At 70.0% G+C, this 23,302-nt stretch carries 24 protein-coding genes and 1 tRNA gene; 10 read left to right on the top strand and 15 right to left on the bottom strand.

The genetic code is table 11. The features are described from left to right. Nucleotides 1-170: 170 nt before the first annotated feature. Nucleotides 171-243 (bottom strand) — tRNA-Val (locus tag J2S35_RS09275). Nucleotides 244-356: 113 nt separating this feature from the next. Here J2S35_RS09275 and gndA point away from each other — a divergent pair. Both gndA and J2S35_RS09265 read left to right on the top strand, forming a co-directional pair. Beyond that, the gene (gndA, locus tag J2S35_RS09270) at nucleotides 357-1,805 is read left to right on the top strand and encodes an NADP-dependent phosphogluconate dehydrogenase (RefSeq protein ID WP_309852604.1); all 1,449 of its coding nucleotides are present in this window, start codon (nucleotides 357-359) and stop codon (nucleotides 1,803-1,805) included. 171 nt (nucleotides 1,806-1,976) lie between these two features. Continuing rightward, the gene (locus J2S35_RS09265) at nucleotides 1,977-2,360 is read left to right on the top strand and encodes a hypothetical protein (RefSeq protein ID WP_309852601.1); all 384 of its coding nucleotides are present in this window, start codon (nucleotides 1,977-1,979) and stop codon (nucleotides 2,358-2,360) included. Here J2S35_RS09265 and J2S35_RS09260 read toward each other — a convergent pair. Beyond that, the gene (locus J2S35_RS09260) at nucleotides 2,357-2,779 is read right to left on the bottom strand and encodes a DUF3052 domain-containing protein (RefSeq protein ID WP_309852598.1); all 423 of its coding nucleotides are present in this window, start codon (nucleotides 2,777-2,779) and stop codon (nucleotides 2,357-2,359) included. The genes J2S35_RS09265 and J2S35_RS09260 overlap by 4 nt on opposite strands. Nucleotides 2,780-3,115: 336 nt before the next feature. Here J2S35_RS09260 and aceE point away from each other — a divergent pair, with 336 nt between their 5' ends. From aceE to J2S35_RS09230, 6 genes are all read left to right on the top strand, one after another. Next, nucleotides 3,116-5,869 carry a pyruvate dehydrogenase (acetyl-transferring), homodimeric type gene (gene aceE / locus J2S35_RS09255; protein WP_380083487.1) on the top strand — a complete coding sequence of 918 codons (2,754 nt, stop codon included), beginning with the start codon at nucleotides 3,116-3,118 and terminating at the stop codon, nucleotides 5,867-5,869. 11 nt (nucleotides 5,870-5,880) lie between these two features. Further along, nucleotides 5,881-7,059, top strand: a complete 1,179-nt coding sequence (locus tag J2S35_RS09250; protein WP_309852592.1) for a PucR family transcriptional regulator — start codon at nucleotides 5,881-5,883, stop codon at nucleotides 7,057-7,059. A 79-nt stretch (nucleotides 7,060-7,138) separates the two neighbouring features. After that, complete coding sequence (locus J2S35_RS09245; RefSeq protein WP_309852589.1) at nucleotides 7,139-8,086, top strand: ACP S-malonyltransferase; 948 nt, start codon at nucleotides 7,139-7,141, stop codon at nucleotides 8,084-8,086. Further along, on the top strand, nucleotides 8,083-9,087 hold the full coding sequence (locus J2S35_RS09240; RefSeq protein WP_309852587.1) for a beta-ketoacyl-ACP synthase III: 1,005 nt from the start codon (nucleotides 8,083-8,085) through the stop codon (nucleotides 9,085-9,087). The genes J2S35_RS09245 and J2S35_RS09240 overlap by 4 nt, the downstream gene beginning before the upstream one ends. Nucleotides 9,088-9,204: 117 nt before the next feature. Continuing rightward, on the top strand, nucleotides 9,205-9,447 hold the full coding sequence (locus J2S35_RS09235; RefSeq protein ID WP_309852584.1) for an acyl carrier protein: 243 nt from the start codon (nucleotides 9,205-9,207) through the stop codon (nucleotides 9,445-9,447). Nucleotides 9,448-9,535: 88 nt separating this feature from the next. Next, on the top strand, nucleotides 9,536-10,771 hold the full coding sequence (locus tag J2S35_RS09230) for a beta-ketoacyl-[acyl-carrier-protein] synthase family protein (protein ID WP_309852581.1): 1,236 nt from the start codon (nucleotides 9,536-9,538) through the stop codon (nucleotides 10,769-10,771). 110 nt (nucleotides 10,772-10,881) lie between these two features. Here J2S35_RS09230 and J2S35_RS09225 read toward each other — a convergent pair whose 3' ends face one another. The 6 genes from J2S35_RS09225 to J2S35_RS09200 all read right to left on the bottom strand — a co-directional run bounded on the left by J2S35_RS09225 (nucleotide 10,882) and on the right by J2S35_RS09200 (nucleotide 16,934). Further along, nucleotides 10,882-12,078: an MFS transporter gene (locus J2S35_RS09225; RefSeq protein WP_309852578.1), complete on the bottom strand. Its 1,197-nt coding sequence runs from the start codon at nucleotides 12,076-12,078 to the stop codon at nucleotides 10,882-10,884. A 49-nt stretch (nucleotides 12,079-12,127) separates the two neighbouring features. Continuing rightward, a complete protein-coding gene (locus tag J2S35_RS09220; RefSeq protein WP_309853122.1) occupies nucleotides 12,128-12,622 on the bottom strand; it encodes a DUF3145 domain-containing protein in 495 nt (164 codons plus the stop codon). Nucleotides 12,623-12,855: 233 nt separating this feature from the next. After that, a complete protein-coding gene (locus J2S35_RS09215; RefSeq protein ID WP_309852575.1) occupies nucleotides 12,856-13,782 on the bottom strand; it encodes a tyrosine recombinase XerC in 927 nt (308 codons plus the stop codon). Between the two features lie 20 nt (nucleotides 13,783-13,802). Next, nucleotides 13,803-15,062, bottom strand: coding sequence for a DNA-processing protein DprA (gene dprA, locus J2S35_RS09210; RefSeq protein ID WP_309852570.1), 1,260 nt, complete (start codon nucleotides 15,060-15,062; stop codon nucleotides 13,803-13,805). Beyond that, the gene (locus tag J2S35_RS09205) at nucleotides 15,055-16,584 is read right to left on the bottom strand and encodes a YifB family Mg chelatase-like AAA ATPase (protein ID WP_309852569.1); all 1,530 of its coding nucleotides are present in this window, start codon (nucleotides 16,582-16,584) and stop codon (nucleotides 15,055-15,057) included. The genes dprA and J2S35_RS09205 overlap by 8 nt, the downstream gene beginning before the upstream one ends. Next, complete coding sequence (locus J2S35_RS09200) at nucleotides 16,581-16,934, bottom strand: YraN family protein (RefSeq protein ID WP_309852566.1); 354 nt, start codon at nucleotides 16,932-16,934, stop codon at nucleotides 16,581-16,583. The genes J2S35_RS09205 and J2S35_RS09200 overlap by 4 nt, the downstream gene beginning before the upstream one ends. A gap of 216 nt (nucleotides 16,935-17,150) precedes the next feature. Here J2S35_RS09200 and J2S35_RS09195 point away from each other — a divergent pair, with 216 nt between their 5' ends. Beyond that, nucleotides 17,151-18,452 carry an ammonium transporter gene (locus tag J2S35_RS09195; protein ID WP_309852563.1) on the top strand — a complete coding sequence of 434 codons (1,302 nt, stop codon included), beginning with the start codon at nucleotides 17,151-17,153 and terminating at the stop codon, nucleotides 18,450-18,452. Between the two features lie 58 nt (nucleotides 18,453-18,510). After that, on the top strand, nucleotides 18,511-18,849 hold the full coding sequence (locus tag J2S35_RS09190) for a P-II family nitrogen regulator (protein ID WP_309852560.1): 339 nt from the start codon (nucleotides 18,511-18,513) through the stop codon (nucleotides 18,847-18,849). A 42-nt stretch (nucleotides 18,850-18,891) separates the two neighbouring features. Here J2S35_RS09190 and J2S35_RS09185 read toward each other — a convergent pair whose 3' ends face one another. The 7 genes from J2S35_RS09185 to rimM form a co-directional block, all read right to left on the bottom strand. Next, nucleotides 18,892-19,206 carry a DUF2469 domain-containing protein gene (locus J2S35_RS09185; RefSeq protein ID WP_309852557.1) on the bottom strand — a complete coding sequence of 105 codons (315 nt, stop codon included), beginning with the start codon at nucleotides 19,204-19,206 and terminating at the stop codon, nucleotides 18,892-18,894. After that, on the bottom strand, nucleotides 19,203-19,898 hold the full coding sequence (locus tag J2S35_RS09180) for a ribonuclease HII (RefSeq protein WP_309852554.1): 696 nt from the start codon (nucleotides 19,896-19,898) through the stop codon (nucleotides 19,203-19,205). Before J2S35_RS09180 ends, J2S35_RS09185 begins: the two co-directional genes overlap by 4 nt. Further along, nucleotides 19,898-20,653 (bottom strand): signal peptidase I, encoded by a 756-nt coding sequence (gene lepB / locus J2S35_RS09175; protein WP_309852551.1) that lies wholly within the window; start codon nucleotides 20,651-20,653, stop codon nucleotides 19,898-19,900. The genes J2S35_RS09180 and lepB (J2S35_RS09175) overlap by 1 nt, the downstream gene beginning before the upstream one ends. Before the next feature lie 59 nt (nucleotides 20,654-20,712). Then, nucleotides 20,713-21,303 carry a signal peptidase I gene (lepB, locus tag J2S35_RS09170; RefSeq protein WP_309852549.1) on the bottom strand — a complete coding sequence of 197 codons (591 nt, stop codon included), beginning with the start codon at nucleotides 21,301-21,303 and terminating at the stop codon, nucleotides 20,713-20,715. A gap of 4 nt (nucleotides 21,304-21,307) precedes the next feature. Continuing rightward, nucleotides 21,308-21,658, bottom strand: coding sequence for a 50S ribosomal protein L19 (gene rplS, locus J2S35_RS09165; RefSeq protein ID WP_309852546.1), 351 nt, complete (start codon nucleotides 21,656-21,658; stop codon nucleotides 21,308-21,310). A 224-nt stretch (nucleotides 21,659-21,882) separates the two neighbouring features. After that, nucleotides 21,883-22,719 (bottom strand): tRNA (guanosine(37)-N1)-methyltransferase TrmD, encoded by an 837-nt coding sequence (gene trmD / locus J2S35_RS09160; RefSeq protein ID WP_309852544.1) that lies wholly within the window; start codon nucleotides 22,717-22,719, stop codon nucleotides 21,883-21,885. Between the two features lie 3 nt (nucleotides 22,720-22,722). Beyond that, the gene (gene rimM / locus J2S35_RS09155; RefSeq protein WP_309852542.1) at nucleotides 22,723-23,238 is read right to left on the bottom strand and encodes a ribosome maturation factor RimM; all 516 of its coding nucleotides are present in this window, start codon (nucleotides 23,236-23,238) and stop codon (nucleotides 22,723-22,725) included. Nucleotides 23,239-23,302: the final 64 nt, after the last annotated feature.

The following is a 23,302-nucleotide window of genomic DNA, read 5'->3' as shown; positions in this document are numbered from 1 at the left end:
GTCATTTCCCTCGCACGGTCAGGAGTGCGGCATTCAGGCGCAAGGAGCTTGCGCACACCCCGAATCTTGGCACGCTCTTGTGTCAAACACCAGCGTAGTCGAGGGGCGACGCCGACCGGCGGACGGGATCATGGAGAAAGCGGGGCCGAGGCGCGCGAGCACCGTCGTCGTGGGCCCTACCGGGATCGAACCGATGACATCCACGGTGTAAACGTGGCGCTCTACCAGCTGAGCTAAAGGCCCTTGCCGCGCCGACTCTAGGCGGCACAACTCCCTCACTATAGCCTTGGGAGGGAGGGCCCCTCAACGCGGGCCACGTTGGACAGACCCAGAGCACGAGAGAAGGACTGGACCTCATGAAACTCGCTGACATCGGCGTCACCGGATTGGCCGTCATGGGCGCAAACCTAGCGCGGAACTTCGCCCGCAACGGCTACACCGTGGCCCTCCACAACCGCAGCCAGGAGAAGACGGACGCCCTCATGGACGCGCACGGCTCCGAGGGCGACTTCGTTCCCACGTCCACGCTTGAGGAGCTCGTCGCGAGCCTGCAGCGGCCCCGCCGCGTGCTCATCATGGTCAAGGCCGGCAACCCGGTGGACCAGGTCATCGATCAGCTCGTGCCGCTCCTTGAAGAGGGCGACATCGTCATCGACGCCGGCAACTCCCACTTCGAGGACACGCGTCGGCGCGAGGCCCACCTCGCAGAGAAGGGCCTTCACTTCGTGGGCGTCGGCGTCTCCGGCGGCGAGGAGGGCGCGCTCAACGGCCCCTCGATCATGCCTGGCGGCTCGCGCGAGTCCTATGACTCCCTCGGCCCCATGCTCGAGACGATCGCCGCGGACTACGAGGGCGACCCGTGCTGCCACTGGGTCGGCACCGACGGCGCCGGGCACTTCGTCAAGATGGTCCACAACGGCATCGAATACGCCGACATGCAGGTCATCGGCGAGTGCTTCAACCTGCTGCGCGGAGCGGCGGGCATTGAGCCGGCCGAGCAGGCCAAGATCTTCGAGGAGTGGAACTCCACGGAGCTCGAGAGCTACCTCATCGAGATCACCGCTCGCGTCCTGGCCCACGAGGATGCACGGACGGGCAAGCCGCTCGTCGACGTCGTCGTGGACGCAGCCGGCCAGAAGGGCACGGGCCGCTGGACCGTGGTCTCGGGTCTCGAGGTGGGCTCCCCCGTGTCCGCCATCGCCGAGTCGGTCTTCGCCCGCGCCCTCTCCTCCCAGGCAGACGTGCGCGCGGCGGCCCGCGAGGCCTTCGGCGGCGACATCACGCCGGACGTGTCCGAGGGCGACAAGGACGCGTTCATCGAGGACGTCCGCCAGGCGCTCTACGCCACGAAGCTCGTGAGCTACGCCCAGGGCATCGACATGCTCCAGCTCGCCGCCAAGCAGTACGGCTGGGACCTGGACATCGCGAAGATCGCGTCCCTGTGGCGGGCGGGCTGCATCATCCGCGCCGAGCTGCTCGACACGATCATGAAGGCCTACGCCGAGGACGCCCAGCCGGTGAGCCTCCTCCTCGCCGACGAGTTCCGCGCGTCCCTCGAGAAGGCCCTCCCCGCGTGGCGGCGCATTGTGGCCCACGCGGCCACGACGGGCATCCCGGCACCGGTCATGGCGTCCTCGCTCGCCTACTTCGACGCGCTGCGTGCCGGCCGCCTCCCCGCGGCCCTCACCCAGGGCCTGCGCGACCTCTTCGGCGCGCACACCTACCTGCGCATCGACGCCGAGGGCTCGTTCCACACGAACTGGTCCGGTGACCTCACCGAGGTCGTGGGCGTCGACACCCACTGATCTCGGGCGGCGGGGATCCTCCCCCGCCGTGGGACAGAGACGACGACGGCGTCCCGTTCAGCACGGGACGCCGTCGTTCTCTCATAGTGCCCAGGGTCTCTGGCCCCCGGCGGGCGGGAGGACTAGAGTACGGGCCAACCACCACGCACCGACCCGACCAGGAAGCCCGCCATGAAGATCACGCTTGTCGACCCGATGAGGATGTCTGGGGTGTTCGACAACGGGCAGCCGACCTACCGAGCCGTCATCATGAGCCCGCCGCCGCTCCCCGGATACGCGCACTGCCAGGACGAGTACGAGCTGACGCAGGCGCAGTCCGTCCTCGAGGCCATCGAGTGGTGTGAGGCCGCCTCCCCCTGGTACAAGCTCATGCTGGATATGGGCGAGGAAGGCGAAGGGACTCTCCGTGGCCGGTACGCCGACCTCGTCGTCAAGCCCTACCCGGACGAGAGGCCGAGGCCGCACAGGCCGTTGATCTACGTCTACTCACTCGACCGAGCCGAGTTGACGGCCCCGCCGCTGACCACGCGCCTCGGACGAGGAGCGAAAGGCTAGTTGGCGCGGCGACCGACGAGGCGAGTAGCCGTCCAGTCCTCGCTGACACCAGCGGTGCGCGTGACGTGAAGCCCGGCGGTGGGGGCGGCTGCGGCGATGTCCGCGGCAGACACGTGCAGGTCACGGCCCTTCTTGGGTGTCAGGAGCCAGACGACCCCGCCCTCGTCCAGAGTGGCCTGGGCGTCCACGAGCATGTCGACGAGGTCTCCGTCGCCCTCACGCCACCAGACGAGCACGGCGTCAACGACCTCATGGTCCTCTTCCGTCAGGATCTCCTCGCCGGTTCGCTCTTCAATGGCGTCCCGAAGATCGAAATCGACGTCCTCGTCATAACCGAACTCCTGCACGAGGCTCTCGGGGCTCAGGCCCAGCTCCTCGGCAAGAGAAAGTTCGTTCGCAGCGGAACCCTGTGGGTTCACCAGTGGCCTCCAAGTAGGTGCGGCAGAACGCCACGGCAGCGCTCTTCGTATGGCTAATCTAACGTGTCCTGGCCGTGGAATGACAGCCCACGCGACGCGCTCGTAGAAGACGGCTTGTTTGCGAGCCGCGCGACCGTGGGCGGTCTCACTCCCCCCGCCCCGTCCAGACCATTGGAGATCCAGGCGATGCAGATAGAGTGGGGGTGGACTGTCCATCGTTGCAGGCACGCCTTTCGTGAGTTTTGGACGTGAGGCCGGGGTGCCGGCTCCGCCCGGATCGTCCAAGTGACTCACCCGTGCAAAGGCCGCGGCCAAGCCGCCCCGCTCGCACCGTGCATGAAAGAGGTTTCAAAGGTGACTGCAGGCGAAGAACACGCCCACATCGTCAGCGCATTGACGCATCAGCTTCCGGACGCGGACCCGCAGGAGACCGCCGAGTGGATCGAGTCCCTCGACGGCCTCATCGAGGCGGAAGGCACGGAACGCGCGCAGTTCATCATGCGTTCCCTCCTCCAGCGCGCTGGAGCTCGCAGCGTTGGCGTCCCCATGGTGACGACGACGGACTACGTCAACACCATCCCCGTTGACCAGGAGCCTGAGTTCCCGGGTGACGAGGAGATCGAGCGCCGGTACCGCGCCTGGCTTCGCTGGAACGCGGCCGTCATGGTGCACCGCGCGCAGCGCCCCGGCATCGGCGTCGGCGGCCACATCTCCACCTACGCGGGTGCCGCCACCCTCTACGAGGTGGGCTTCAACCACTTCTTCCGCGGCAAGGACCACCCGGGCGGCGGAGACCAGATCTTCTTCCAGGGCCACGCCTCCCCCGGCATGTACGCCCGCGCCTTCCTCGAGGGCCGCCTCACCGAAGAGCAGATGGACGCGTTCCGCCAGGAGGTCTCCAAGGCGCCGAACGGCCTCTCCTCCTACCCCCACCCGCGCATGATGCCGGACTTCTGGGAGTTCCCGACCGTCTCCATGGGCCTCGGCCCCATGAACGCCATCTACCAGGCGCAGACGAACCGCTACCTCCAGAACCGGGGAATCAAAGACACCTCGGATCAGCACGTCTGGGCCTTCCTCGGCGACGGCGAGATGGACGAGCCCGAGTCGCGCGGCCTGCTCCAGCTCGCCGCCAACGAGAACCTGGACAACCTGACGTTCGTCATCAACGCGAACCTCCAGCGCCTCGATGGCCCTGTCCGCGGCAACGGCAAGATCATCCAGGAGCTCGAGGCGTTCTTCCGCGGTGCGGGCTGGAACGTCATCAAGGTTGTCTGGGGCCGCGAGTGGGACGCCCTCCTTGAGAAGGACACCGACAACTCCCTCGTGGACATCATGAACACGACGGTTGACGGCGACTACCAGACGTACAAGGGCGAGTCCGGCGGGTTCGTCCGGGAGCACTTCTTCGGCAAGACTCCGCAGACCAAGGAAATGGTCGCGGACCTCACCGACGAGCAGATCTGGCAGCTCAAGCGCGGCGGCCACGACTACCGCAAGGTCTACGCGGCGTACAAGGCTGCGATGGAGTTCAAGGGCAAGCCGACCGTCATCATCGCCAAGACGGTCAAGGGCTACGGCCTCGGGCCCCACTTCGAGGCCCGCAACGCCACGCACCAGATGAAGAAGATGACCATGGAGGACCTCAAGGCCTTCCGCGATCACCTCCGCATCCCCATCACGGACGAGCAGCTCGAGGCGGACCTCTACAACGCGCCGTACTACAACCCGGGCCCCGACTCCCCCGAGATCAAGTACATGCTCGAGCGCCGCCGCAACCTCGGCGGCCCCGTGCCTCAGCGCCGCACCGAGCACACGCCGGTCAAGCTCCCGAGCGACAAGACGTTCGAGATCGCCCGCCGCGGCTCCGGCAAGCAGCAGGCCGCCACGACCATGGCGTTCGTGCGCCTCCTCAAGGACCTCATGCGGGACAAGGAGTTCGGCAAGCGCATCGTGCCGATCGTCCCCGACGAGGCCCGCACGTTCGGCATGGACGCGTTCTTCCCGACGTCGAAGATCTACAACCCCAAGGGTCAGAACTACCTCTCCGTGGACCGCGAGCTCGTCCTCGCCTACAAGGAGTCCCCGCAGGGCCAGATCCTCCACGCGGGCATCAACGAGGCCGGCTCGGTCTCGGCGCTGACGGCAGTCGGCACGTCCTACGCCACGCACGGCGAGCCGCTCATCCCGATCTACATCTTCTACTCGATGTTCGGCTTCCAGCGCACGGGTGACGGCATCTGGGCGGCCGCCGACATGATGGCCCGAGGCTTCATCATCGGCGCCACCGCAGGACGGACCACCCTGACGGGCGAGGGCACCCAGCACGCTGACGGCCACTCGCACATCCTGGCGTCCACGAACCCGGCCGTCGTCGCCTACGACCCGGCGTACGGCTACGAGATCGGGCACATCGTCCGCTCGGGCCTGGAGCGCATGTACGGCGGCAAGCACGAGGACCCGAACGTCATGTACTACCTCACGGTGTACAACGAGCCGATCCTCCAGCCGGCTGAGCCCGAAGATCTCGACGTCGAGGGCGTCATCAAGGGCATCTACCTGCTCAAGCGCGCTGAGAACGACGGCCCCCGCGCCCAGCTTCTCGGCTCCGGCGTGTCCGTCCCCTGGGTCCTCGAGGCCCAGAAGATCCTCGCCGAGGAATGGGGCGTCTCCGCCGACGTCTGGAGCGTCACGAGCTGGAACGAGCTCCGCCGCGACGGCCTGGCCGCCGAGGCGCACGAGTTCGCCACGGGTGAGAAACGCGTTCCGTTCATCGCGAAGCAGCTCGAGGGCGCCGAGGGCCCCGTCATTGCGACGACGGACCACATGCACGCGCTCGCCGATCAGGTGCGGCAGTTCATTCCGAACGAGTTCGCCTCGCTCGGCGCGGACGGCTTCGGCTTCGCGGACACCCGCGCAGCCGCGCGCCGCTTCTTCAAGATCGACACCCACAGCGCCGTCGTCAAGACCCTCCAGATGCTGGAGCGTCGCGGCGAGGTGCCCGCCGGGACGGCTCGTGAGGCCTACGAGAAGTACGGCATTGACGATCCCAACCGCGGCACCACCGGCAACGCCGGAGGCGACGCCTGACCTCGTCTGAGGTGAGCGCCGCGGTCCCGTCCGGACAGGACAGGACCGCGGCGCTTCTGCGTGCCCATTTGGGCCTCATCTCGACGTCCGCGCTGGCCGCGCTCGACGAGCAGCTCACCTGGTACCGGGGCCTCCGGCCGAAGGAGCGCTCTCGCCTGGGCCTCGTCGCACAGCGCGGCATAGCTGCCTTCGCGGAATGGTATGCCGCCCCAAGCGAAACGGCGCGATGGAGCGTGGACGACATCCTCGCCCAGGCCCCCTCCGACATGACACGGGCCATCAGTCTCCTCCAGGCCCTTGAGCTCGTCCGCGTGGTGGTCGAGGCCGTCGAGAAGTGCGTGCCCGCAGTCGTCTCGACAGAGGACGAGGCACGCTTGCGTGAGGCCGTCCTCCGCTACTCCCGCGACATCGCCTTCAGCGTCGCGGACGTCTACGCCCGGGCGGCGGAGTCCCGGGGCGCGTGGGACACCCGCCTCGAGGCGCTCGTCGTCGACGCCATCATTCGCGGCGAGTCCTCCGACGCCCTGACGAGCCGGGTCGCCGCCGTCGGGTTCGCCGCTCATCAGCCGCTCACCATCCTCGTGGGGCGCTCCCCCGCCGAGGCGGAGACCGACGGTCTCGGCGCAGTCCGGCGCCGGGTGTCCGCCCACGCCGGGGACTGCCTCGTGGGCCTCCAAGGGGACCGGCTCGTGCTCGTGGCCTCCGGCCTCCGCTCGCCCGAGCGCGCGCTGCCGGAGCTCGCGGCGTGTTTCGGGGCGGGCCCCGTCGTCGTCGGCCCTGTGGCCCGGGGCCTCGCCGAGGCGAGCGCCTCCGCCCGAGCCGCCCTGTCCGGACTCTCGGCGGCCCCCGCGTGGCCCGAGGCGCCGCGCCCAGTGTCGTCAGAGGCGCTCCTGCCGGAGCGGATGCTCGCGGGCGACCAGGCCGCCGGCAAGAAGCTCGTCGCCGAGGTCTCGGCCCCGCTCGCGGCCTTGCCCGGGCTCGAGGAGACGCTCGCGTCCTACCTCGCCACCGGGCGCTCCCTCGAGGCGACCAGCCGGGCCCTCTTCGTCCACTCGAACACCGTGCGGTACCGTCTCAAGCGCATCGCGGAGGTGACGGGGCTGGACCCATTCGGCCCGCGCGAGGCGTTCGTCCTGCAGATCGGGCTCGTCGCCGGGCGGCTTTCCGGCGCCCCACCCGTGGCCTTGTAGACTCTCTACAAAGAGCCACGCGCATGTTAGTTCGTCGCCATGACGCTGATCCCGCCCCACCTTTGGAAGGCTTGTTCTCGTGTTAGCCATTGTTTGCCCCGGTCAGGGGTCCCAGGTTCCCGGTTTTCTCACCCCGTGGCTCGAGTTGCCCCAGGTCGCCGCGCAGGTCGCGGCCCTGTCGGAAGCCTCCAAGATTGATCTGCTGACTCACGGCACCGAATCGGACGAGGCCACGATCAAGGACACGGCCGTGGCCCAGCCCCTCATCGTCGCCGCCGGCCTCATCTCCGCCCGCGCCCTGGGCGTCGCAGCAGACGTCTACGCGGGCCACTCCGTCGGCGAGATCACGGCCGCCGCCCTCGCCGGCGTGTTCTCCGACGCGGACGCCGCCGCCCTCGTCGGTGAGCGCGGGCGCCTCATGGCCTCCGCCGCGGCCGAGGCCGACTCGACGATGGCAGCCGTGCTCGGCGGTGCCGCCGACGAGGTCGAGGCCGCCATTGACGCCGCAGGCGCCGTCGTCGCCAACAACAACTGCCCAGGCCAGCTTGTCGCCGCCGGCTCCCGTGAGGCCATCGAACGCCTCATGGCGGAGCCGCCCGCGAAGGCGAAGGTCATCGAGCTCAAGGTCGCCGGGGCCTTCCACACGAACTTCATGGACTCGGCGGTCGAGCCCCTGACCCGCGCGGCCGAGGCCGTCCTCACCCAGGACCCAGAGGCCACCCTCCTCACCAACCGGGACGGCTCCCGAACTGAGCACGGCAAGGTCTTCCTCGACCTCATCGTCGACCAGGTCACGCGGCCGGTCCGCTGGGATCTGTGCATGCAGACCATGGCGGACCTCGGCGTCACCGGGATCCTCGAGGTCGCCCCGGCCGGGACGCTCACGGGCCTCGCCAAGCGCGGCCTTCGAGGCGTCGAGCGCTTCTCGCTCTCCACCCCTGATCAGCTCGACGACGCGCGGGAGTTCGCCCGCGCCCACGCACGCACGGCCCCTGACGAGGCCCAGACCGGAGGCCCCCAGGCATGAGCGCCACCTTGAAGCAGTACGAGACCGTCCAGCACTCCCGCATCGCCGGTGTCGGCGAATACCGCGGCCAGAACGTCGTCACCAACGACGACATCGTCGAGCCGATCAACTCGAGCGACGAGTGGATCCGCCAGCGGACCGGCATCGCCACGCGCCGCCGCGCGGCTGCCGACGTGAGCGTCGTCGACATGGCCGAGGCCGCGTCCCTCCAGGCCCTGGAGCACGCGGGCCTGACTGCGGAGGACATCGAGGCCGTTGTGGTCTCGACGGTGACGCACCCCTTCGCCACCCCGTCCGCCGCGGCCCTGCTGGCGTCACGCCTCGGCACGGGCGTCGTCCCGGCCTTCGACGTGTCCGCCGCCTGCGCCGGATACTGCTACGGCGTGGCCCAGGCCGACGCGCTCGTGCGCTCCGGCATGGCGAAGAACGTTCTCGTTGTGGGCGTGGAGAAGCTCTCCGACTTCATCGACCCCACAGACCGGACGATCAGCTTCCTGCTTGGCGATGCCGCAGGCGCCGTCGTCGTCACCCGAAGCGAGACGCCCGGGATCAGCCGCTCCGTGTGGGGCTCCGAGGGCGGAAAGTGGGACGCGATTGGCATGACGCATTCGCTTCTCGACGTCCGCTCCGGCGCGAACCCCGCGTGGCCGACCCTGCGACAGGACGGACCGTCTGTGTTCCGCTGGGCCGTGTGGGAGATGGCGAAGATGGCCCGCAAGGCCCTTGACGAGGCAGGCGTCACGGCTGAGGACCTCGCCGTGTTCCTCCCCCACCAGGCGAACATGCGCATCATCGACGAGATGGTCAAGCAGCTCAAGCTCCCCGAGAGCGTCCTCGTGGCGCGCGACATCGAGGACACCGGCAACACCTCGGCGGCCTCGATCCCGATCGCCATGCGGCGCATGCTCGACGAGCACCCGGAGGTCAGCGGCAAGCTCGCCCTCCAGATTGGGTTCGGCGCGGGGCTCGTGTTCGGCGCGCAAGTCGTCGTCCTTCCGTAACCTAAGACTTCCCGGGGTTCACTCCGGGGCTGGCTCCGACGCCAGCGGCCCGGCCCAGGCCGGACAACCACCACCGGCCACGCGCACGGCGTGTCCTCGAAGAGTAAGGAGCCCATCATGGCAACTCAGGAAGAAGTCCTCGCAGGCCTCGCGGAGATCGTCAACGAAGAGACCGACATCCCCGTTGAGGACGTGCAGCTGGAGAAGTCCTTCGCTGACGACCTCGACATCGACTCCATCTCCATGATGACGATCGTCGTCAACTGCGAGGAGAAGTTCGGCGTCAAGATCCCCGACGAGGACGTCAAGGGCCTCGCCACGGTCGGCGACGCCGTCGACTACATCGTCAAGGCCTCCTAGCCAGGCTTTGTGCGCCGCCAGGGCTGCCTGGCGGCGCACACCCCATCGTCTTACGCACCACGTCTCGACCTCAGCGAAGGAACCCCGCATGCCCCGCACAGCAGTCATCACCGGTCTCGGCGCCACTACCCCCATTGGCGGGACCGTCGACGAGCTCTGGGCCAACGCCATTGCCGGCGTCTCCGGCATCCGCCGCCTTGAGGACGAGTGGGTTGAGCAGTACGAGCTCCCCGCCCGCATCGCCGGTCACGCCTCCACCCCTGCGGCGGAGCGCCTGACCAAGGCCGAGACGAAGCGCATGGACCCCTCCACGCAGTTCGGCGTCGTCGCCGCCCGCGAGGCCTGGGAGGACGCAGGCCGCCCCGAGGTGGATCCCGAGCGCTTCGGCGTCGCCTTCGCCACCGGGATCGGCGGCGTGCAGACCCTCCTCAACGGCTGGGACACCCTGCGCGAGCGCGGCCCGCGCCGCGTGCTCCCCATGTCCGTGCCGATGCTCATGCCGAACTCCGTCTCCGGCACGATCTCCCTGGACCTCGGCGCGCGGGCTGCGGCCCGCACACCCGTGTCCGCCTGCGCGTCCGGCACGGAGGCGCTCGAGCTCGCCCTGGACATGATCCGGTCTGGAGAGGTCGACGTCGTGGTCACCGGCGGTGCTGAGGCCGCCATCCACCCCTTCACGCTTGCGGCGTTCTCCAGCATGCAGGCGCTCTCGCGCCGCAATGACGAGCCCGAGCGCGCGTCCCGCCCGTACGATGTTGACCGCGACGGCTTTGTCATGGGCGAGGGCGCCGGTGCCCTTGTCATCGAGTCCGAGGAGCACGCCCGCGCCCGCGGCGCCAAGATCTACGCCGTCCTCGCTGGAACGGCCGTCACGGCGGACGCGCACCACATCACGGCGCCGGACCCCGAGGGCCTTGGTGCCACGCGGGCCCTCCGCGGCGCGCTCAAGGACGGCGGGCTGACCGCAGCGGACATCGTCCACGTCAACGCGCACGCCACGAGCACGCCCGTCGGCGACGTGCCCGAGTACACGGCGCTCAATGCCGCGCTCGGCGCGGACCTGGACCACGTGGCCGTCTCCGCGACGAAGTCCCAGATGGGCCACCTCCTCGGCGCGGCCGGTGCCGTCGAGGCCGTCCTCACGGTCCTCGCGCTGCACCACCGCCAGATGCCCGCGACGATCAACCTCGAGAACCAGGACCCGCGCATCCCGCTCGACGTGGTGACGACGAGCCGTTCGCTCCCCGAGGGCGACATCGCGGCCCTGAGCAACAGCTTCGGGTTCGGCGGGCACAACGCCGTGGCGGCGTTCCGCAGCGTCTAGCAGGGCTGGCCCGGTTCGGGGCCGGTCAGCGAGAAGAGGCCAGAGCAAAGGGGCCGGTGCCGCGTGGCACCGGCCCCTTCTGCGTCTGGCGATCGCCTGGGCTGGGCGGGTCAGCGCGGGCCGGGGCGCGGCAGCAAGCGCGGAACCCACACTGCCATCCATGCAGCACCAGCCAGCCCCATCCCGCCATTGAGGACAAGCGCCACGGGCAGCGAGGCGGCCGCGATGGCTACACCCGACAGGGCAGGGGATGCGAGCGACCCCGCCGAGGCGATGCCCTGCCAGTGACCGAGGAAGGCGGCCCTCCCCTCCACGGGCGCCAGCGCAGCACCCATCTGCTTGATCACACCAGCCCCCACGCCATCGCCGAGGCCCACGAGCAGGCCGCACAGAACAAGCCACGTGATGCTCCTGTCCAGGGGCATGAGCCCCAAACCCAGGCTGATGCCTGCCATCGCGGTCACGGTCACCGGGGCCAGCCCCCAGCGGTCGACGACGACGCCTGCCGGCCAGAAGAGGACCAGTTGCGCCCCGGAAATGAGTGCCAAGAGCAAGGCCACCTCCGGCGGGTTCAACTGCGCGCCTTGAACCGCCCACAAGGGAACGAGGGTCGTGACCGAAATCCGCAGGGCCTCCAGGATCAATGCCCCGCCCCCCAGCGTGGCCACCGCCCGGCGCCCGACGGGTGGGTTGAGAGGCGTGGGCGCGCTTGCGATCGGTGTGGACGATGCGAGCGGAGGCCCCGCCAGTGACGGCCGGTGGCGAATGAGCCAGGCCAGCGCCACGACGCACACCGTCGTCGTCACCGGAAGCACCCAGAGGGGACTGGCGACGGCGAGAATTGGTGCCGCGAGAAGAGGACCTGCGAGACGACCCAGGCGCTGGCAGGCGCCGTAAAGGCTCATGGCGCGCCCGCGCAGGTGCACAGGCGCCAGATCCATGACGAGGCCCTGACGGGCGATGGACCAGACCGCGTCAACCAGGTCGAAGAGAGTCAGCGCCACGACGAGCACCCATTTGGCCCATGGGCTGCCGTCTGCGGCGGCCAAGGCCGCCAGGAGGAGACCTGCGCCCCCGAGTACCGTGACGCCGATGAGGGCGCGCTTGTCCCCCCAGCGGTCCACGAGCCTCCCGGCAAACACGGAGGCGAAAACGGCGAAGGCGCCGATCCAGGTCATGACGCCTGCGAAAGCCGCCGGGGAGAATCCGAGCTGCAGCGCGAGGATGACCTGGGCCGGCACGAGAGCCGAGGCGCCAGCCGCGTAGATGAGCGACGGAACGTAGACGGGACCGACAAGCGGCCTCAAGCCCTGCGCCGCCAAGTCAGGAGGACGTGTCAGGCGGCGCATGCGGGCTCTACAGGGCCCGGTTGAGCCAGCGGACGTTGGAGACCTCCGCGGTGGCCTGCCGGAACGGCTCGAGCTCCTCGTCCCAAGCCTCGCCGAGCGCCAGGGAGAGCTCGTGGTGCATCACGGCGGGGTCCCCTGCGCCGCGCTCGAAGGCGAAGCGGATCCGGTCCTCGGAGACCATGATGTTGCCGTGGACGTCGGTGGTGGCGTGGAAGATTCCGAGCTCGGGGGTGTGGGACCAGCGGCCGGGGTCTGTGCCGGGCGAGGCCTCCTCGGTCACCTCGAAGCGGATGTGGGGCCACCCGCGCAGGGATGAGGCGAGGAGGGAGCCCGATCCGGGCGCGCCCTCCCACACGAGTTCCGTGCGGACCATGCCGGGGGCCACGGGCTGCGGCGTCCAGGTGGCGGCGGTGCGACGCGCGACGACAGCGTCCATGGCCCATTCGATGTGCGGGCACATGGCGCTCGGCACGGCGAGCACGGAGAGAGTGCCCCTCGTCATGTCGGCGGCGGGGCGCGGCGAAGAGCCGCTTGCCTTCGGCACGCGGGACTCTCGGTCAGACGTCGTTGCCACGGTATCCCCTTTCTTAGGCGCGTCTTCCCCACGTGCCTCGATCCAGGACGGCCACCGGCAACCCATCACCTCCCATCATGCCGACGACGGGGCCGCGGGGCCACGCGACGCGCCGCAACGGACGGTGCAATTGTGGGTGTCCCGTCCACTGCCGGAACCCGCTACGCCCGGGGGTGGGCCTGTTTGTACGCCTGGGAGAGGCGCTCCACGGACACGTGCGTGTAGATCTGCGTGGTCGTGAGCGAGGCGTGGCCGAGCATCTCCTGGATGCTGCGCAGGTCCGCTCCCTCGTCCAGCATGTGCGTGGCGGCCGTGTGTCGAAAGGCGTGGGGTCCGCGGGCCTTCGTCGTGCCTAGTCGGGCCAGCGCCTCGTTGACGAGGCGCCGCACTTGGCGCTGGTCGATCCGCCGGCCCCTCATGCCCACGAAGAGGGCCGTCTCGTCCGGACGCGCCAGGAATCGGCGCGAGTCGTTGAGCCAGCGCTCGAGGGCCTTGCGGGCGGGATCACCCATCGGGACCACGCGCTCCTTGTCTCCCTTGCCGATGACCCGGACGGTCCGGTGCTCGGCGTCCACGGACCAGATGTCGAGTGCGGCGAGTTCTCCGACGCGCATGCCCGTGGCGTACAGCAGTTCGAGCATCGCGGCGTCCCGGTGCGCTTTGGCCCGCTCCTTGTGCTCGTCGAGGTCCAACCCCAGAGGGGACTCGAGGAGCGCCGAGACCGCGGCGTGCTGGATGACGTCCGGGAGGGTCCGGGAGATCTTGGGGCCGGTCAGGCGCTGCGCTGGGTCTGCTGCGGTGATGCCGCGCTCCGTGGCCCAGTCGAAGTAGGAGCGGATGCTGGAGACGAGGCGCGCGAGACTCGCCGCAGAGACGCCGTCGGCGTGGCGCTCGTGGAGCACTCGCCGGAGATCGGCCAGCGTGACGTCCGCCGGCCCGAAGGCGCCGGCGCGCGTGCAGCTCGCGACCATCGTGCGCAGGTCCGAGAGGTACGCCGTGGCCGTCCTGGGCGAGCGCGAGCGCTCATAGAGGAGGAAGTCCTTGAACCGGCCGAGCTCCCAGACCGGCGGCGCGCTGTCCTTCACCATCTGTCAATCATGACACGCTCTCACCTGGTCCTCACCCACTTGCCCTCCGCACGGCGGACGTACCCGCGGAGGTCGAAGTCCGCGAGAACTCCGAGGGCTTCGTCCGCGGAGAGGCCCGCCCAGCGGGCGATGCGGGCGACGTCCACGGGCCGGCGGACCGGCGTGGCCTCATAGACGGCCAGCTGCTTCTCCGTCATCCCGTCCGTGACCCGGGCCCGGGCGATCCCTCGGGCGTTGGGCATCGGGGACGGCCCAATGCCCTCTGGGATGTACGAGCCGTCGGGGCGCTTGAGGAGGCGCAGCGCGTCGTCGGGCTCCGCGATGACTGCGGAGGCTGTGGTCTGCAAGAGCGCATGGCATCCGGCGGAGAGCTCGGACGTGATGTTCCCCGGAACAGCGCCCACGTCCCTGCCGATGGTGAGCGCGTGGTTGGCGGTGCTCAGCGCGCCGCTGCGGACGCGCGCCTCCACGACAACGACAGCGCCCGAGAGCGCGGCGATGAGCCGGTTCCGCTGGAGGAACCGCCATCGAGTGGGCGCGCCTCCCGGTGTCGCCTCGCTGATGAGGGCGCCGCCAGCGAGAATGTCCTCGAAGAGCCGGTGGTGCGACGCTGGATAGAAACGGTCGATGCCCCCAGCCAGGACGGCCACGGTCGACATGCCCCGCCGCCCAGCGGCCGCATCCCGTTCCAGGGCGGAGGCGTGGGCCCGGCCGTCGATGCCGATGGCTCCGCCGGAGATGACGGTGACGCCCGTGTCGCGGCACCGGGCAGCGATGCGGTGAGTGATCTCAAGGCCGTACTGGGTCGCCTCCCTCGTTCCGACGACGGCCAGGGACACCTCGCACGCCGCGAGCGCGGTTCGGGCGTCCCGCGCGGTACCAGCGCCGCGGGAGCCCGTCCTGACCCAGAGCCCGTACGGCTGGGAGAGCCCGAGGTCCAGGAGCCGCGCGGGCCACGCGGCGTCCTCGGGGACGAGGTAGTGCGCGCCGATCTCGGCCATCTGCTCCCGCAGGCTGGACGCAGGCTTGAGCTGCTCGGCGCGGGCGTGCCACCGGCGAAGGGCCTCCCCTGCTGCCTTGAGCGGGTCTTGGTAGCCGGCGGCCCTGAGGCCCTCGACGTACTCGTCGAGGCAGGGGATGCTCGCGGCACGGCCGGTCACGACGTCGGCTGTCGTCTGCGGCCCGGCGACGGCGAGGAGAATGTGAGCCGCGACGTCCCCCGGTTCGCAGACTTGCCCGATCTCGATCCGGGCTTCACGCACTTCATTCATCTCAGGCATAGGTCACTCCTTCGGGCTCGCGCAGAAGGGCGGCGCGGGCCAGATGCTCGGCCGAGGGCCCCGGTGCGTCCTCTAGATCGGCCAGGGTCCAGGCGACGCGCAGCACGCGGTCGTAGCCCCGCGCCGAGACGGCACCGCGAGCCAGGGCGTCGTCAAGGCTTCGAGTCGTTGCCCCGGGCAGACGGAGCCCGCCTCTCAGCACGTCACCGGGGACGTCCGCGTTGCGCTCGAACCCGAGGGCGCGGAGCCTGTCCAGGGCCCGGGCTCTCGCGGCGGCGACGCGGGCGGCGGCCTGCGCCGTCGTCATGACGGTACCTCGTGAGTCAGTGAAGCCTGTCAGGTGACGCAAGCGCACCCGGACGTCGATGCGGTCCAGAAGCGGTCCGGAGAGCCGGGCGGCATACCGGCGGCGAGCGATGGACGTGCACGTGCATGCGGAGCGGCCGCTGCCGTCCATCCCGCACGGGCACGGGTTGGTGGCGAGGACGAGCTGGAACCTCGCCGGAAGGGTGATGCTCCCCCGCACTCGCTCGATGCGCACCCGCCCAGATTCGAGGGGCTGGCGGAGGCCGTCGAGGGATCGGCGCTCAAACTCGCAGGCCTCGTCCAAGAACAGCACGCCCAAGTGGGCACGGGAGATGGCCCCCGGCCTCAAGTGCGGACCTCCACCCACGAGGGCCGCCAGGCTCGAGGTGTGGTGCGGGGCCTCGAACGGCGGAACGGCCAGGCGGTCCGCCCGGTAGCCGAGCCCGGACGACGAATGAACGGCGCTGACCGTCAGCGCGTCTTCCATGCTCAACGGCGGCAGAATGCCGGGCAGGCGCTGCGCGATCATCGACTTGCCCACCCCCGGCGGTCCCACCATGAGCAGGTGATGTCCGCCGGCCGCGGCAACGACAGCCGCCTCGCACGCCTCCGGCTGGCCCAGCACATGGGCGAAGTCCTCCCGCTCCCCCTCCACAGGAGCCGGCTCAGGAGGAAGCTCGCTGAGGGGCGTCCACGCCGCGCTCGCGGACCCCGCCCACGAGAGCACCTGCTCCAGCGTGTCGAAGGAGAAGACCTCAGCGCCCGGGACGAGCGCGGCCTCGCGGTGATCTGCCCGCGGGCACACGACGCGCGCATACCCGGCCCGGACGGCCGTCAGCACGGCGGGCAGGATCCCCTGGACGGGCCTCAGCCGCCCCTCGAGTGAGAGCTCGCCCAGGAACACCGTGGGCCCCTGCGGCGGCAGGCACCCCTCCGCCTGCAGGGCGGCCACGACAATGGCCAGGTCAAAGCCCGGCCCGCGCTTGGGCACGCCGGCCGGCAGAAGGTTGACTGTGAGCTTGCGCGGCGGGAGGGCGTGACCAGAGTTCTTCGCGGCGGACCTGATCCGCTCCTTGGCCTCCTTGAGGGAGGAGTCCGGCAGGCCGAGCAGCACGAAGGCAGGCAAACTCTGGCTGATGTCCGCCTCCACCTCGACGATCCGCCCGTCCACGCCCTCCACGGACACTGCGTACGCGCGCCCCAGGCCCGCGCTCATGGCCGCACATCCGCGAGGTACTCAACCGCGAGCCTGCCCTGTTCCACGGACACGGCCGCGGCGTCCACCACAAGATCCCTCGACTGCCCGAAGCCCGCCCGAAACTCCTGGCCCAGCCGCCACAGCCGCTGATACTTCTCCGGCCCAATGGCCTCAAGCGGGTGCCCGCACGCCCCACTCGAACGCGTCTTGACCTCCACGACACGCAGACGGACGCCGTCATCTCCGATAATGTCCGCTTCTCCGGCGCTCCCCCGCCAGTTCCTGGCCACGACGATGACGCCATGGTCCTCCAGCCATGTGGCCACCCGGGCCTCCCCGGCTGCCCCGAGTTCTTGGTTCCGTCCCATCTGGTTTCCACCTCCAACGGCAGGAAACCACGCGCAGCCCCGTCGTCGTGCCCTTCACCGCGGAAACGTGGATAACTTTCCCCCGCAGCCCGCGTAACCGCCCCGAAACGGGCGGGAAACCGCCCGGAACGCACCCGCCGGCCGCGCGAAACACGCGATCTCTACCGTTGAGTCCACGAGCCGGCAGCCCGCCGGCCCAGACACCAAGGACCGCCCATGGATCTCACCCCGTCCGCCGTGTGGACACTTGTCGCCGGCGCCCTCGTGCTCTTCATGATCCCCGGGCTGGCGCTCTTCTACGGCGCCATGTCCCGCGCCAAGTCCACGCTCAACATGATGATGATGGTCGTCGGCGGCATGCTCGTCGCGGCCGTCGTCTGGGCGCTGTGGGGCTACTCCACGGCTAGCGGGACGAGCGTGGCTGGCCTCTTCGGCCGTCCCTTCGAGCACATCGCGCTCGCCGGCCTCGCACCCGGCCCGGACCTGCTGGCCGCCGGGTTCAGCGCCACGTTCGCCATGATCACAGTGGGCATCATCGCCGGCGGCGTCGCGGAGCGCATGCGCTTCACGGCCTGGCTCGTCTTCGCCGCCGCCTGGTCCTCGCTCGTGTACTTCCCTCTGGCCCACATGGTGTGGGGCGGCGGGCTGCTCAGTGCAGAGGGGTTCATCGGCTCCCGCCTGGGCGAGGCGATCGACTTCGCGGGCGGCACCGTCGTCCATATCTCCGCCGGTGCCGCGGCGTGGGTGCTCGTCCTCTTCATCGGCCCGCGCCGCGGGTTCGGCGAGGACCGCAGCCAGCGCCCCCACAGCCTGCCGCTTGTCATGCTGGGCAGCGGCATCCTGTGGTTCGGCTGGTTCGGCTTCAACGCGGGCGCCGCCACGAGCGTCGAGGTGGCCGCCTTGACGTGGGTCAACACGCTCCTGGCACCGGCCGCGGCGGGCCTGACGTGGCTGGCGGTGGAGCGTGTCCGGGACGGGAGGCCGACGTCCCTCGGCGCAGCCTCGGGCATTGTGGCCGGACTCGTGTCCATCACCCCGGCGTGCGCCTCCGTCTCGCCTCTCGGGGCGCTGGGCCTCGGGGCGGTCGCGGGCGTGGCCTCGGCCCTCGCCGTGGGGCTCAAGTACCGGTACGCGTTTGACGACTCCCTCGACGTCGTCGGCGTCCACCTCGTCAGCGGTGTCCTCGGGACGCTCGCCATCGGCGTCATCGGCACCGGGACGGGCGGGCAGGCCCCCGGTCTCCTTCACGGGGGCGACGCGCGGCAGCTACTGGCCCAGGCCGTGAGCGTCCTCGTGGCCATGGCCCTGAGCGCGGGCGTCACGGCACTCCTCGCGGCGGGCCTCAAGCTCGCCCTCGGCCTCCGGGCCTCCCTCGACGCCGAGGTCCAGGGCCTCGACCTCACGGAGCACGCGGAAACGGCCTATGATCTCGGCGGGTACGTCACCGGGCCGGCCGCGCTCCCTCTTCCGACGACGACGGCGCCCGCCGGAGTCTCCCCCGCGGGCGGCTCCACGTGACCCGGCCCCGCCGCAGCCGCCCGTCCCACAGCCACAGCCACAGCCACAGGAGACTCCCATGAAGCTCATCTCAGCCGTCATCCGGCCCGAATGCCTCAACCCGGTCCGGGAGCGCCTGGCCGCCGCGGGGCTCGCAGGCCTGACCGCCTCGACCGTCGCGGGCGTCGGGCAGCAGGCGGGCCACAGGGAGTCCTACCGCGGGCAGAACTTCGTCGTGGACCTGCTGCCCAAGGTGAAGATCGAGCTCGCCGTCCACGAGCGGTCGGTCGAGCGGGCCATTGAGGCGATCACCGAGGGCGCGCGCAGCGGCGCCATGGGCGATGGAAAGATCTGGATCACGTCCCTCGACGGGGTCGTGCGCATCCGCACCGGCGAGCGGGGCCAGGACGCCCTCTAGACCTCAGAGCGGGTCAGGCGGGTGGCGCTCTCGCCGCCCGCCTCAGCCCTCGAGGAGCTTGAGCTCGTCCGCAGGCGCGGCCAGCTCCTCGACGTTGACGTCCTTGAACGTCAGGATGCGCACGTTCTTGACGAACCGCGAGGAGCGGTAGACGTCCCACACCCACGCGTCGCTCAGGCGGACATCGAAGTAGACCTCGCCCTCCGCGCTGCGGATCTGCACGTCCACCTCGTTCGCCAAGTAGAAGCGGCGCTCCGACTCAATGACGTACTTGAAGAGCCGGACGACGTCCTTGTACTCGCGGAACAGGGAGAACTCCAGGCCGGTCTCGTAGTCTTCGAGTTCCTCGTGGCTCATCGCGCTCCCCTTGTTGTCTGTATGGCCCAGCTGGCTCTGTGCGCCGGGGTCAAGCCCAGCTCGGCCAGCCCGGCAGTGTGTTCGGCCGTCCCGTAGCCCTTGTTCCGCTCAAACCCGTAGCCGGGCCAGGCGAGGGCCAGCTCCGTCATGACGGCGTCTCGGCGGACCTTTGCCAGGATACTCGCGGCGGCCACGGACCAGCAGGTCAGGTCCGCCTTGACGCGCATGGTCACCGGCGGCAAGGGGGCGTCGTCGTCCGCCGCAGAGAAGAGGTCCGGCGCGGCAGGCGCGCTCAGCCAGTCGTGGCTGCCGTCGAGGAGAATCCGGTCAGACTCCGGTAGCCCCTCCAGCGCACGGAGGCCGGCCAGGCGCAGCGCCCCGACGATCCCCACCGTGTCCACCTCGCCCGGCTCCGCGAAGCCCACGGCCCCGATGATCCCGAGCGGACCCGCACCGCAGTCCTCAATGAGCGCGGCCAGGGCCTCTCTGCGCGAGGGGGACAGCAGCTTCGAGTCCCGCACCCCCGACACGGGCACGGGGTCACTCGCCGCGGCCTCGGCCGACAGGAACACGGCGCCCACGGCCACGGGGCCGGCTATCGCACCGCGCCCCACCTCGTCCATGGCCACAAGCGCCCCGCCTGCGGCGAGGAGCTCGCGCTCGTACGCGAGGTCCGGCTCGCGGGCCGCCACTACTGGCCAGCGGAAGAGGACGACGACGGCGCGGGAACACCGTCAAACGCGGACTCTCCCCCGCCGAGACCCTTGATGCGGTTGAGCGGAAGGGCCGTGAACCAGCCCGTCCCCTCGACGGAGGACGTGGGGATGAACCCCTTGGTCTCGAGGTTCGTGTGGTAGCGGGAGTCCGCGGAATTGGAGCGGTGGTCGCCCATGACCCAGAGGCTGTCGGCGGGGACCATGACGTCGAAGGGGATGTCGGAGCCCCTGTCTCCCGTGTAGAGGTACGGTTCGTCGATGACCTTGCCGTTGACGCTGATGCGCCCGTCCGACGTGGTCTTCACGTGGTCCCCGGGGAGGCCGATGACTCGCTTGACGAGGAAGTTCTGGCTGTCGCCGGGGAAGACGCCCACGAACTCGAGAGCCTGCCTCACCGGGTTGGGGTTGGCCGTGCGGGGCTGCCAGCCGGCGTCGTCGTGGAAGACGACGATGTCCCCGCGCTTCAAGTCCTTGGTGGGGTCCATCATCTTGTTGACGAAGATGCGGTCCCCGACCTCGAGCGTGCTCTCCATGGAGCCCGACGGGATATAGAAGGCCCGCATGATGAACGTCTTGAAGAGGAAGGAGAGGACGAGCGCCACGACGACGATGCTCAGAATCTCCTTGACCCAGGACCCGAGCGTCCTCGGCTCGGAGGGATTCTCCTTCTTTGCGGAGCCCTTCCCTCGGCGTGGGGCGGACGGGGACCCGGGTACTGCGGCAGACGACATGCCCACTAGTCTACCGGGGCCCCATGGCACGGACCCGGGCCCTCGAACGCCCCCGCGCGTCACTGAGCCCCGAGGACCCGACCCACGATGCTCGACTCGGAGATCGCCCCGCCGCCCGGCGCCCCGAGCAGGTCCCGCGAGTCCCGGGAGTTCTCCCGGTTGTCCCCCATGAGCCACACGGTCCCCTTCGGGATCCGCTGGTCAAAGCGCTTCCGGCCACAGTCCTCGGCACGGAACACGTCTGCAGGGGCGCCGTCGACGAGCAGCGGACCGCCGGCCCCGTCGCACGTCACCCGGGCCGGGCCCACGGCGATGACGCGCTTGACGAACTGGTCCCCCGCGTTCCGGCCCACGAGCCACGCGCCCGTCCTGGCGGGCGAGTCGGGGGCATTCGGCGCGAGGGTCCCGCGTCCGTCCACGACGACGACGTCTCCGGCCGCCGGTTCACGCTGCCACGGCCACGTCAGCACGAGGATGCGCTGGCCCGGCAAGAGCGTGGGCGCCATGGAGGGGGTGGGGACGCCGTAGGAGTCCACGGCGAGCGCGCGCACGAGCGTGACGAGCGCAAACGCGCCCACCAGCACAGACGCGACAAAGCGCCCCCACCGAGAGACTCGGCGAGGGCGCCCTGAGGACAAGCGTGAAGCCATCGTGCTACTTGGCGTCGCGCTTCTCCTTGATCTTCGCGGCCTTGCCGCGGAGACCGCGCATGTAGTAGAGCTTCGCGCGGCGGACGTCACCACGGGAGACGACCTCGATCTTGTCGATGACCGGGGTGTGCACCGGGAAGGTGCGCTCGACGCCAACGCCGAAGCTCACCTTGCGGACGGTGAACGTCTCGCGGACGCCGTGGCCCTGACGGCCCATGACGAAGCCCTGGAAGACCTGAACACGGGAGTTCTTGCCTTCGATGATGTTGACGTGCACCTTGACGGTGTCACCCGGGCGGAAGTCCGGAACGTCGTTGCGCAGGCTCGCTGCGTCAACAGAATCCAAGATATGCATCTGGTTCTCCTGCGAGCATCACGCCACAGGTCTGACACTCGATTGGCGGTGCCTGGGCCCTGCGGGCCGTACACCGGTGACTTCTCGTCGGGAATCCTGGACAGGCCCCGAGGCGTTCGTGCGTTGGCGCGCCTCCCCTGTGGCAGAGGGAGCGCCCGCAGAACATGAGATTTCAGTATACGGCACTTGCCACCAAGTGCGGGGGTCGTGCCCGTCACCTCGTCTTACGTGTCGCCATCCGCGCGGGATTCCGACGACGACGGGGCCGCCGAGCGCGCCAGCACGCCGTCGCGCACGCCAAAGCCCAACTCCGAGGCCACGGCGAGGTCAGCGCGAGACAGATCCGCCGCGCTCCGCCCCTCGAGGAGCTCCGGGCGCCGGGACGCCGTCCGCCGCAGCTGCTCCGCCCGTCGGTGCGCTTCGATGGCCGCGTGATTTCCGCCCAGGAGGACGTCGGGCACGTCCATGCCGCGCCACGAGGCGGGCTTCGTGTAGACCGGATACTCGAGGAGGCCGTCAGAGTGGGACTCCTCCACGAGGGACATCGGGTTGCCCACGACGCCCGGGACGAGGCGCCCGATGGCCTCGACCATCGCGAGCACCGCCACCTCGCCGCCGTTGAGGACGTAGTCCCCCAGGCTCACGGGCATGACACGGAAGTGCGCCCCGGCCCAGTCGTAGACCCGCTCGTCAATGCCTTCGTAGCGGCCGCACGCGAAGACAAGGTGCCGCTCCTCCGCGAGCTCGTAGGCGAGGCTCTGGTCGAAGACCCGTCCCGCCGGCGAGGGGACGATGAGCAGCGGCGCGTCCTCCCCCGCCTGACCCTCGGCGCCCTGCGGGAGCACGGACTCGAGGGCCAGCGCCCACGGCTCCGGCTTCATGACCATGCCGGCCCCGCCGCCGTACGGCGTGTCGTCGACCGACCGGTGCTTGTCCAGCGCGTAATCCCGCACGTCCCGCACCGCGATCTCCAGCAGGCCCTTCTGGCGCGCCTTGCCGATGAGCGAGAGGTCCAGCGCCTGGAGATACTCCGGGAAGATCGAGAACACGTCAATCCGCATGCGCTATCCGTCCGCCAGGTCCACGAGGCCCGCAGGCAGCTGCACGACGACGCGGCCGCCCGCCGTGTCCACCTCCGTGACGATCTGGGACACGAACGGGATGAGGACCTCGCGCTCGTTGATCGTCGCCACGAGAAGGTCCTGGGCCGCGCCCGTGCGCAGGCCCTCGACGCGGCCGATCTCCGCGCCGTTCTCCACCACCGCCAGGCCGCGGAGCTCGTGCTCGTAGTACTCGTCCTCGTCGGCGGCCTCACCCTCGGCCTCAGGGTCGACGAGGAGGCGCCCGCCGCGGAGCGTCTCGGCCGCATTGCGGTCCATGACGCCCTCGAACCCGAGGACGAGGATGCTCTTGTTCCAGCGCGCCGAGTCCACCACGACCGACGAGCGGCCGGGGATGCCCTCCAGCCCGAGCTCGCTGCCGGGCGCGAAGCGCTCGTCCGGGGCGTCGGTGAGAACCTGGACAGTCACCTCGCCACGAATGCCGTGGGGCTTGCCGATGCGTGCCACTGATACCTGCACGGGAGACTCCTTACAACCAGATGTGAGACACGGGAGGGCAGGCGGGCCGCCGCCGGGGCGGCCC

The sequence above is a fragment of the Falsarthrobacter nasiphocae genome (assembly GCF_031456275.1).
Classification (GTDB): Bacteria; Actinomycetota; Actinomycetes; order Actinomycetales; family Micrococcaceae; genus Falsarthrobacter; species Falsarthrobacter nasiphocae.
Note: the sequence above shows the minus strand (reverse complement) of the source record. Positions and strands in the feature narration are given on the sequence as shown.

Excerpts from the sequence above, each read along its gene's own strand:
- gndA (WP_309852604.1), top strand. The coding sequence starts at position 357 with ATGAAACTCGCTGACATCGGCGTCACCGGATTGGCCGTCATGGGCGCA.
- J2S35_RS09265 (WP_309852601.1), top strand. The coding sequence starts at position 1,977 with ATGAAGATCACGCTTGTCGACCCGATGAGGATGTCTGGGGTGTTCGAC.
- aceE (WP_380083487.1), top strand. The coding sequence starts at position 3,116 with ATGAAAGAGGTTTCAAAGGTGACTGCAGGCGAAGAACACGCCCACATC.
- J2S35_RS09240 (WP_309852587.1), top strand. The coding sequence starts at position 8,083 with ATGAGCGCCACCTTGAAGCAGTACGAGACCGTCCAGCACTCCCGCATC.
- J2S35_RS09235 (WP_309852584.1), top strand. The coding sequence starts at position 9,205 with ATGGCAACTCAGGAAGAAGTCCTCGCAGGCCTCGCGGAGATCGTCAAC.
- J2S35_RS09230 (WP_309852581.1), top strand. The coding sequence starts at position 9,536 with ATGCCCCGCACAGCAGTCATCACCGGTCTCGGCGCCACTACCCCCATT.
- J2S35_RS09220 (WP_309853122.1), bottom strand. The coding sequence starts at position 12,622 with ATGACGAGGGGCACTCTCTCCGTGCTCGCCGTGCCGAGCGCCATGTGC.
- J2S35_RS09215 (WP_309852575.1), bottom strand. The coding sequence starts at position 13,782 with ATGGTGAAGGACAGCGCGCCGCCGGTCTGGGAGCTCGGCCGGTTCAAG.
- dprA (WP_309852570.1), bottom strand. The coding sequence starts at position 15,062 with ATGCCTGAGATGAATGAAGTGCGTGAAGCCCGGATCGAGATCGGGCAA.
- J2S35_RS09205 (WP_309852569.1), bottom strand. The coding sequence starts at position 16,584 with ATGAGCGCGGGCCTGGGGCGCGCGTACGCAGTGTCCGTGGAGGGCGTG.
- J2S35_RS09200 (WP_309852566.1), bottom strand. The coding sequence starts at position 16,934 with ATGGGACGGAACCAAGAACTCGGGGCAGCCGGGGAGGCCCGGGTGGCC.
- J2S35_RS09195 (WP_309852563.1), top strand. The coding sequence starts at position 17,151 with ATGGATCTCACCCCGTCCGCCGTGTGGACACTTGTCGCCGGCGCCCTC.
- J2S35_RS09190 (WP_309852560.1), top strand. The coding sequence starts at position 18,511 with ATGAAGCTCATCTCAGCCGTCATCCGGCCCGAATGCCTCAACCCGGTC.
- J2S35_RS09185 (WP_309852557.1), bottom strand. The coding sequence starts at position 19,206 with ATGAGCCACGAGGAACTCGAAGACTACGAGACCGGCCTGGAGTTCTCC.
- lepB (WP_309852551.1), bottom strand. The coding sequence starts at position 20,653 with ATGTCGTCTGCCGCAGTACCCGGGTCCCCGTCCGCCCCACGCCGAGGG.
- lepB (WP_309852549.1), bottom strand. The coding sequence starts at position 21,303 with ATGGCTTCACGCTTGTCCTCAGGGCGCCCTCGCCGAGTCTCTCGGTGG.
- rplS (WP_309852546.1), bottom strand. The coding sequence starts at position 21,658 with ATGCATATCTTGGATTCTGTTGACGCAGCGAGCCTGCGCAACGACGTT.
- trmD (WP_309852544.1), bottom strand. The coding sequence starts at position 22,719 with ATGCGGATTGACGTGTTCTCGATCTTCCCGGAGTATCTCCAGGCGCTG.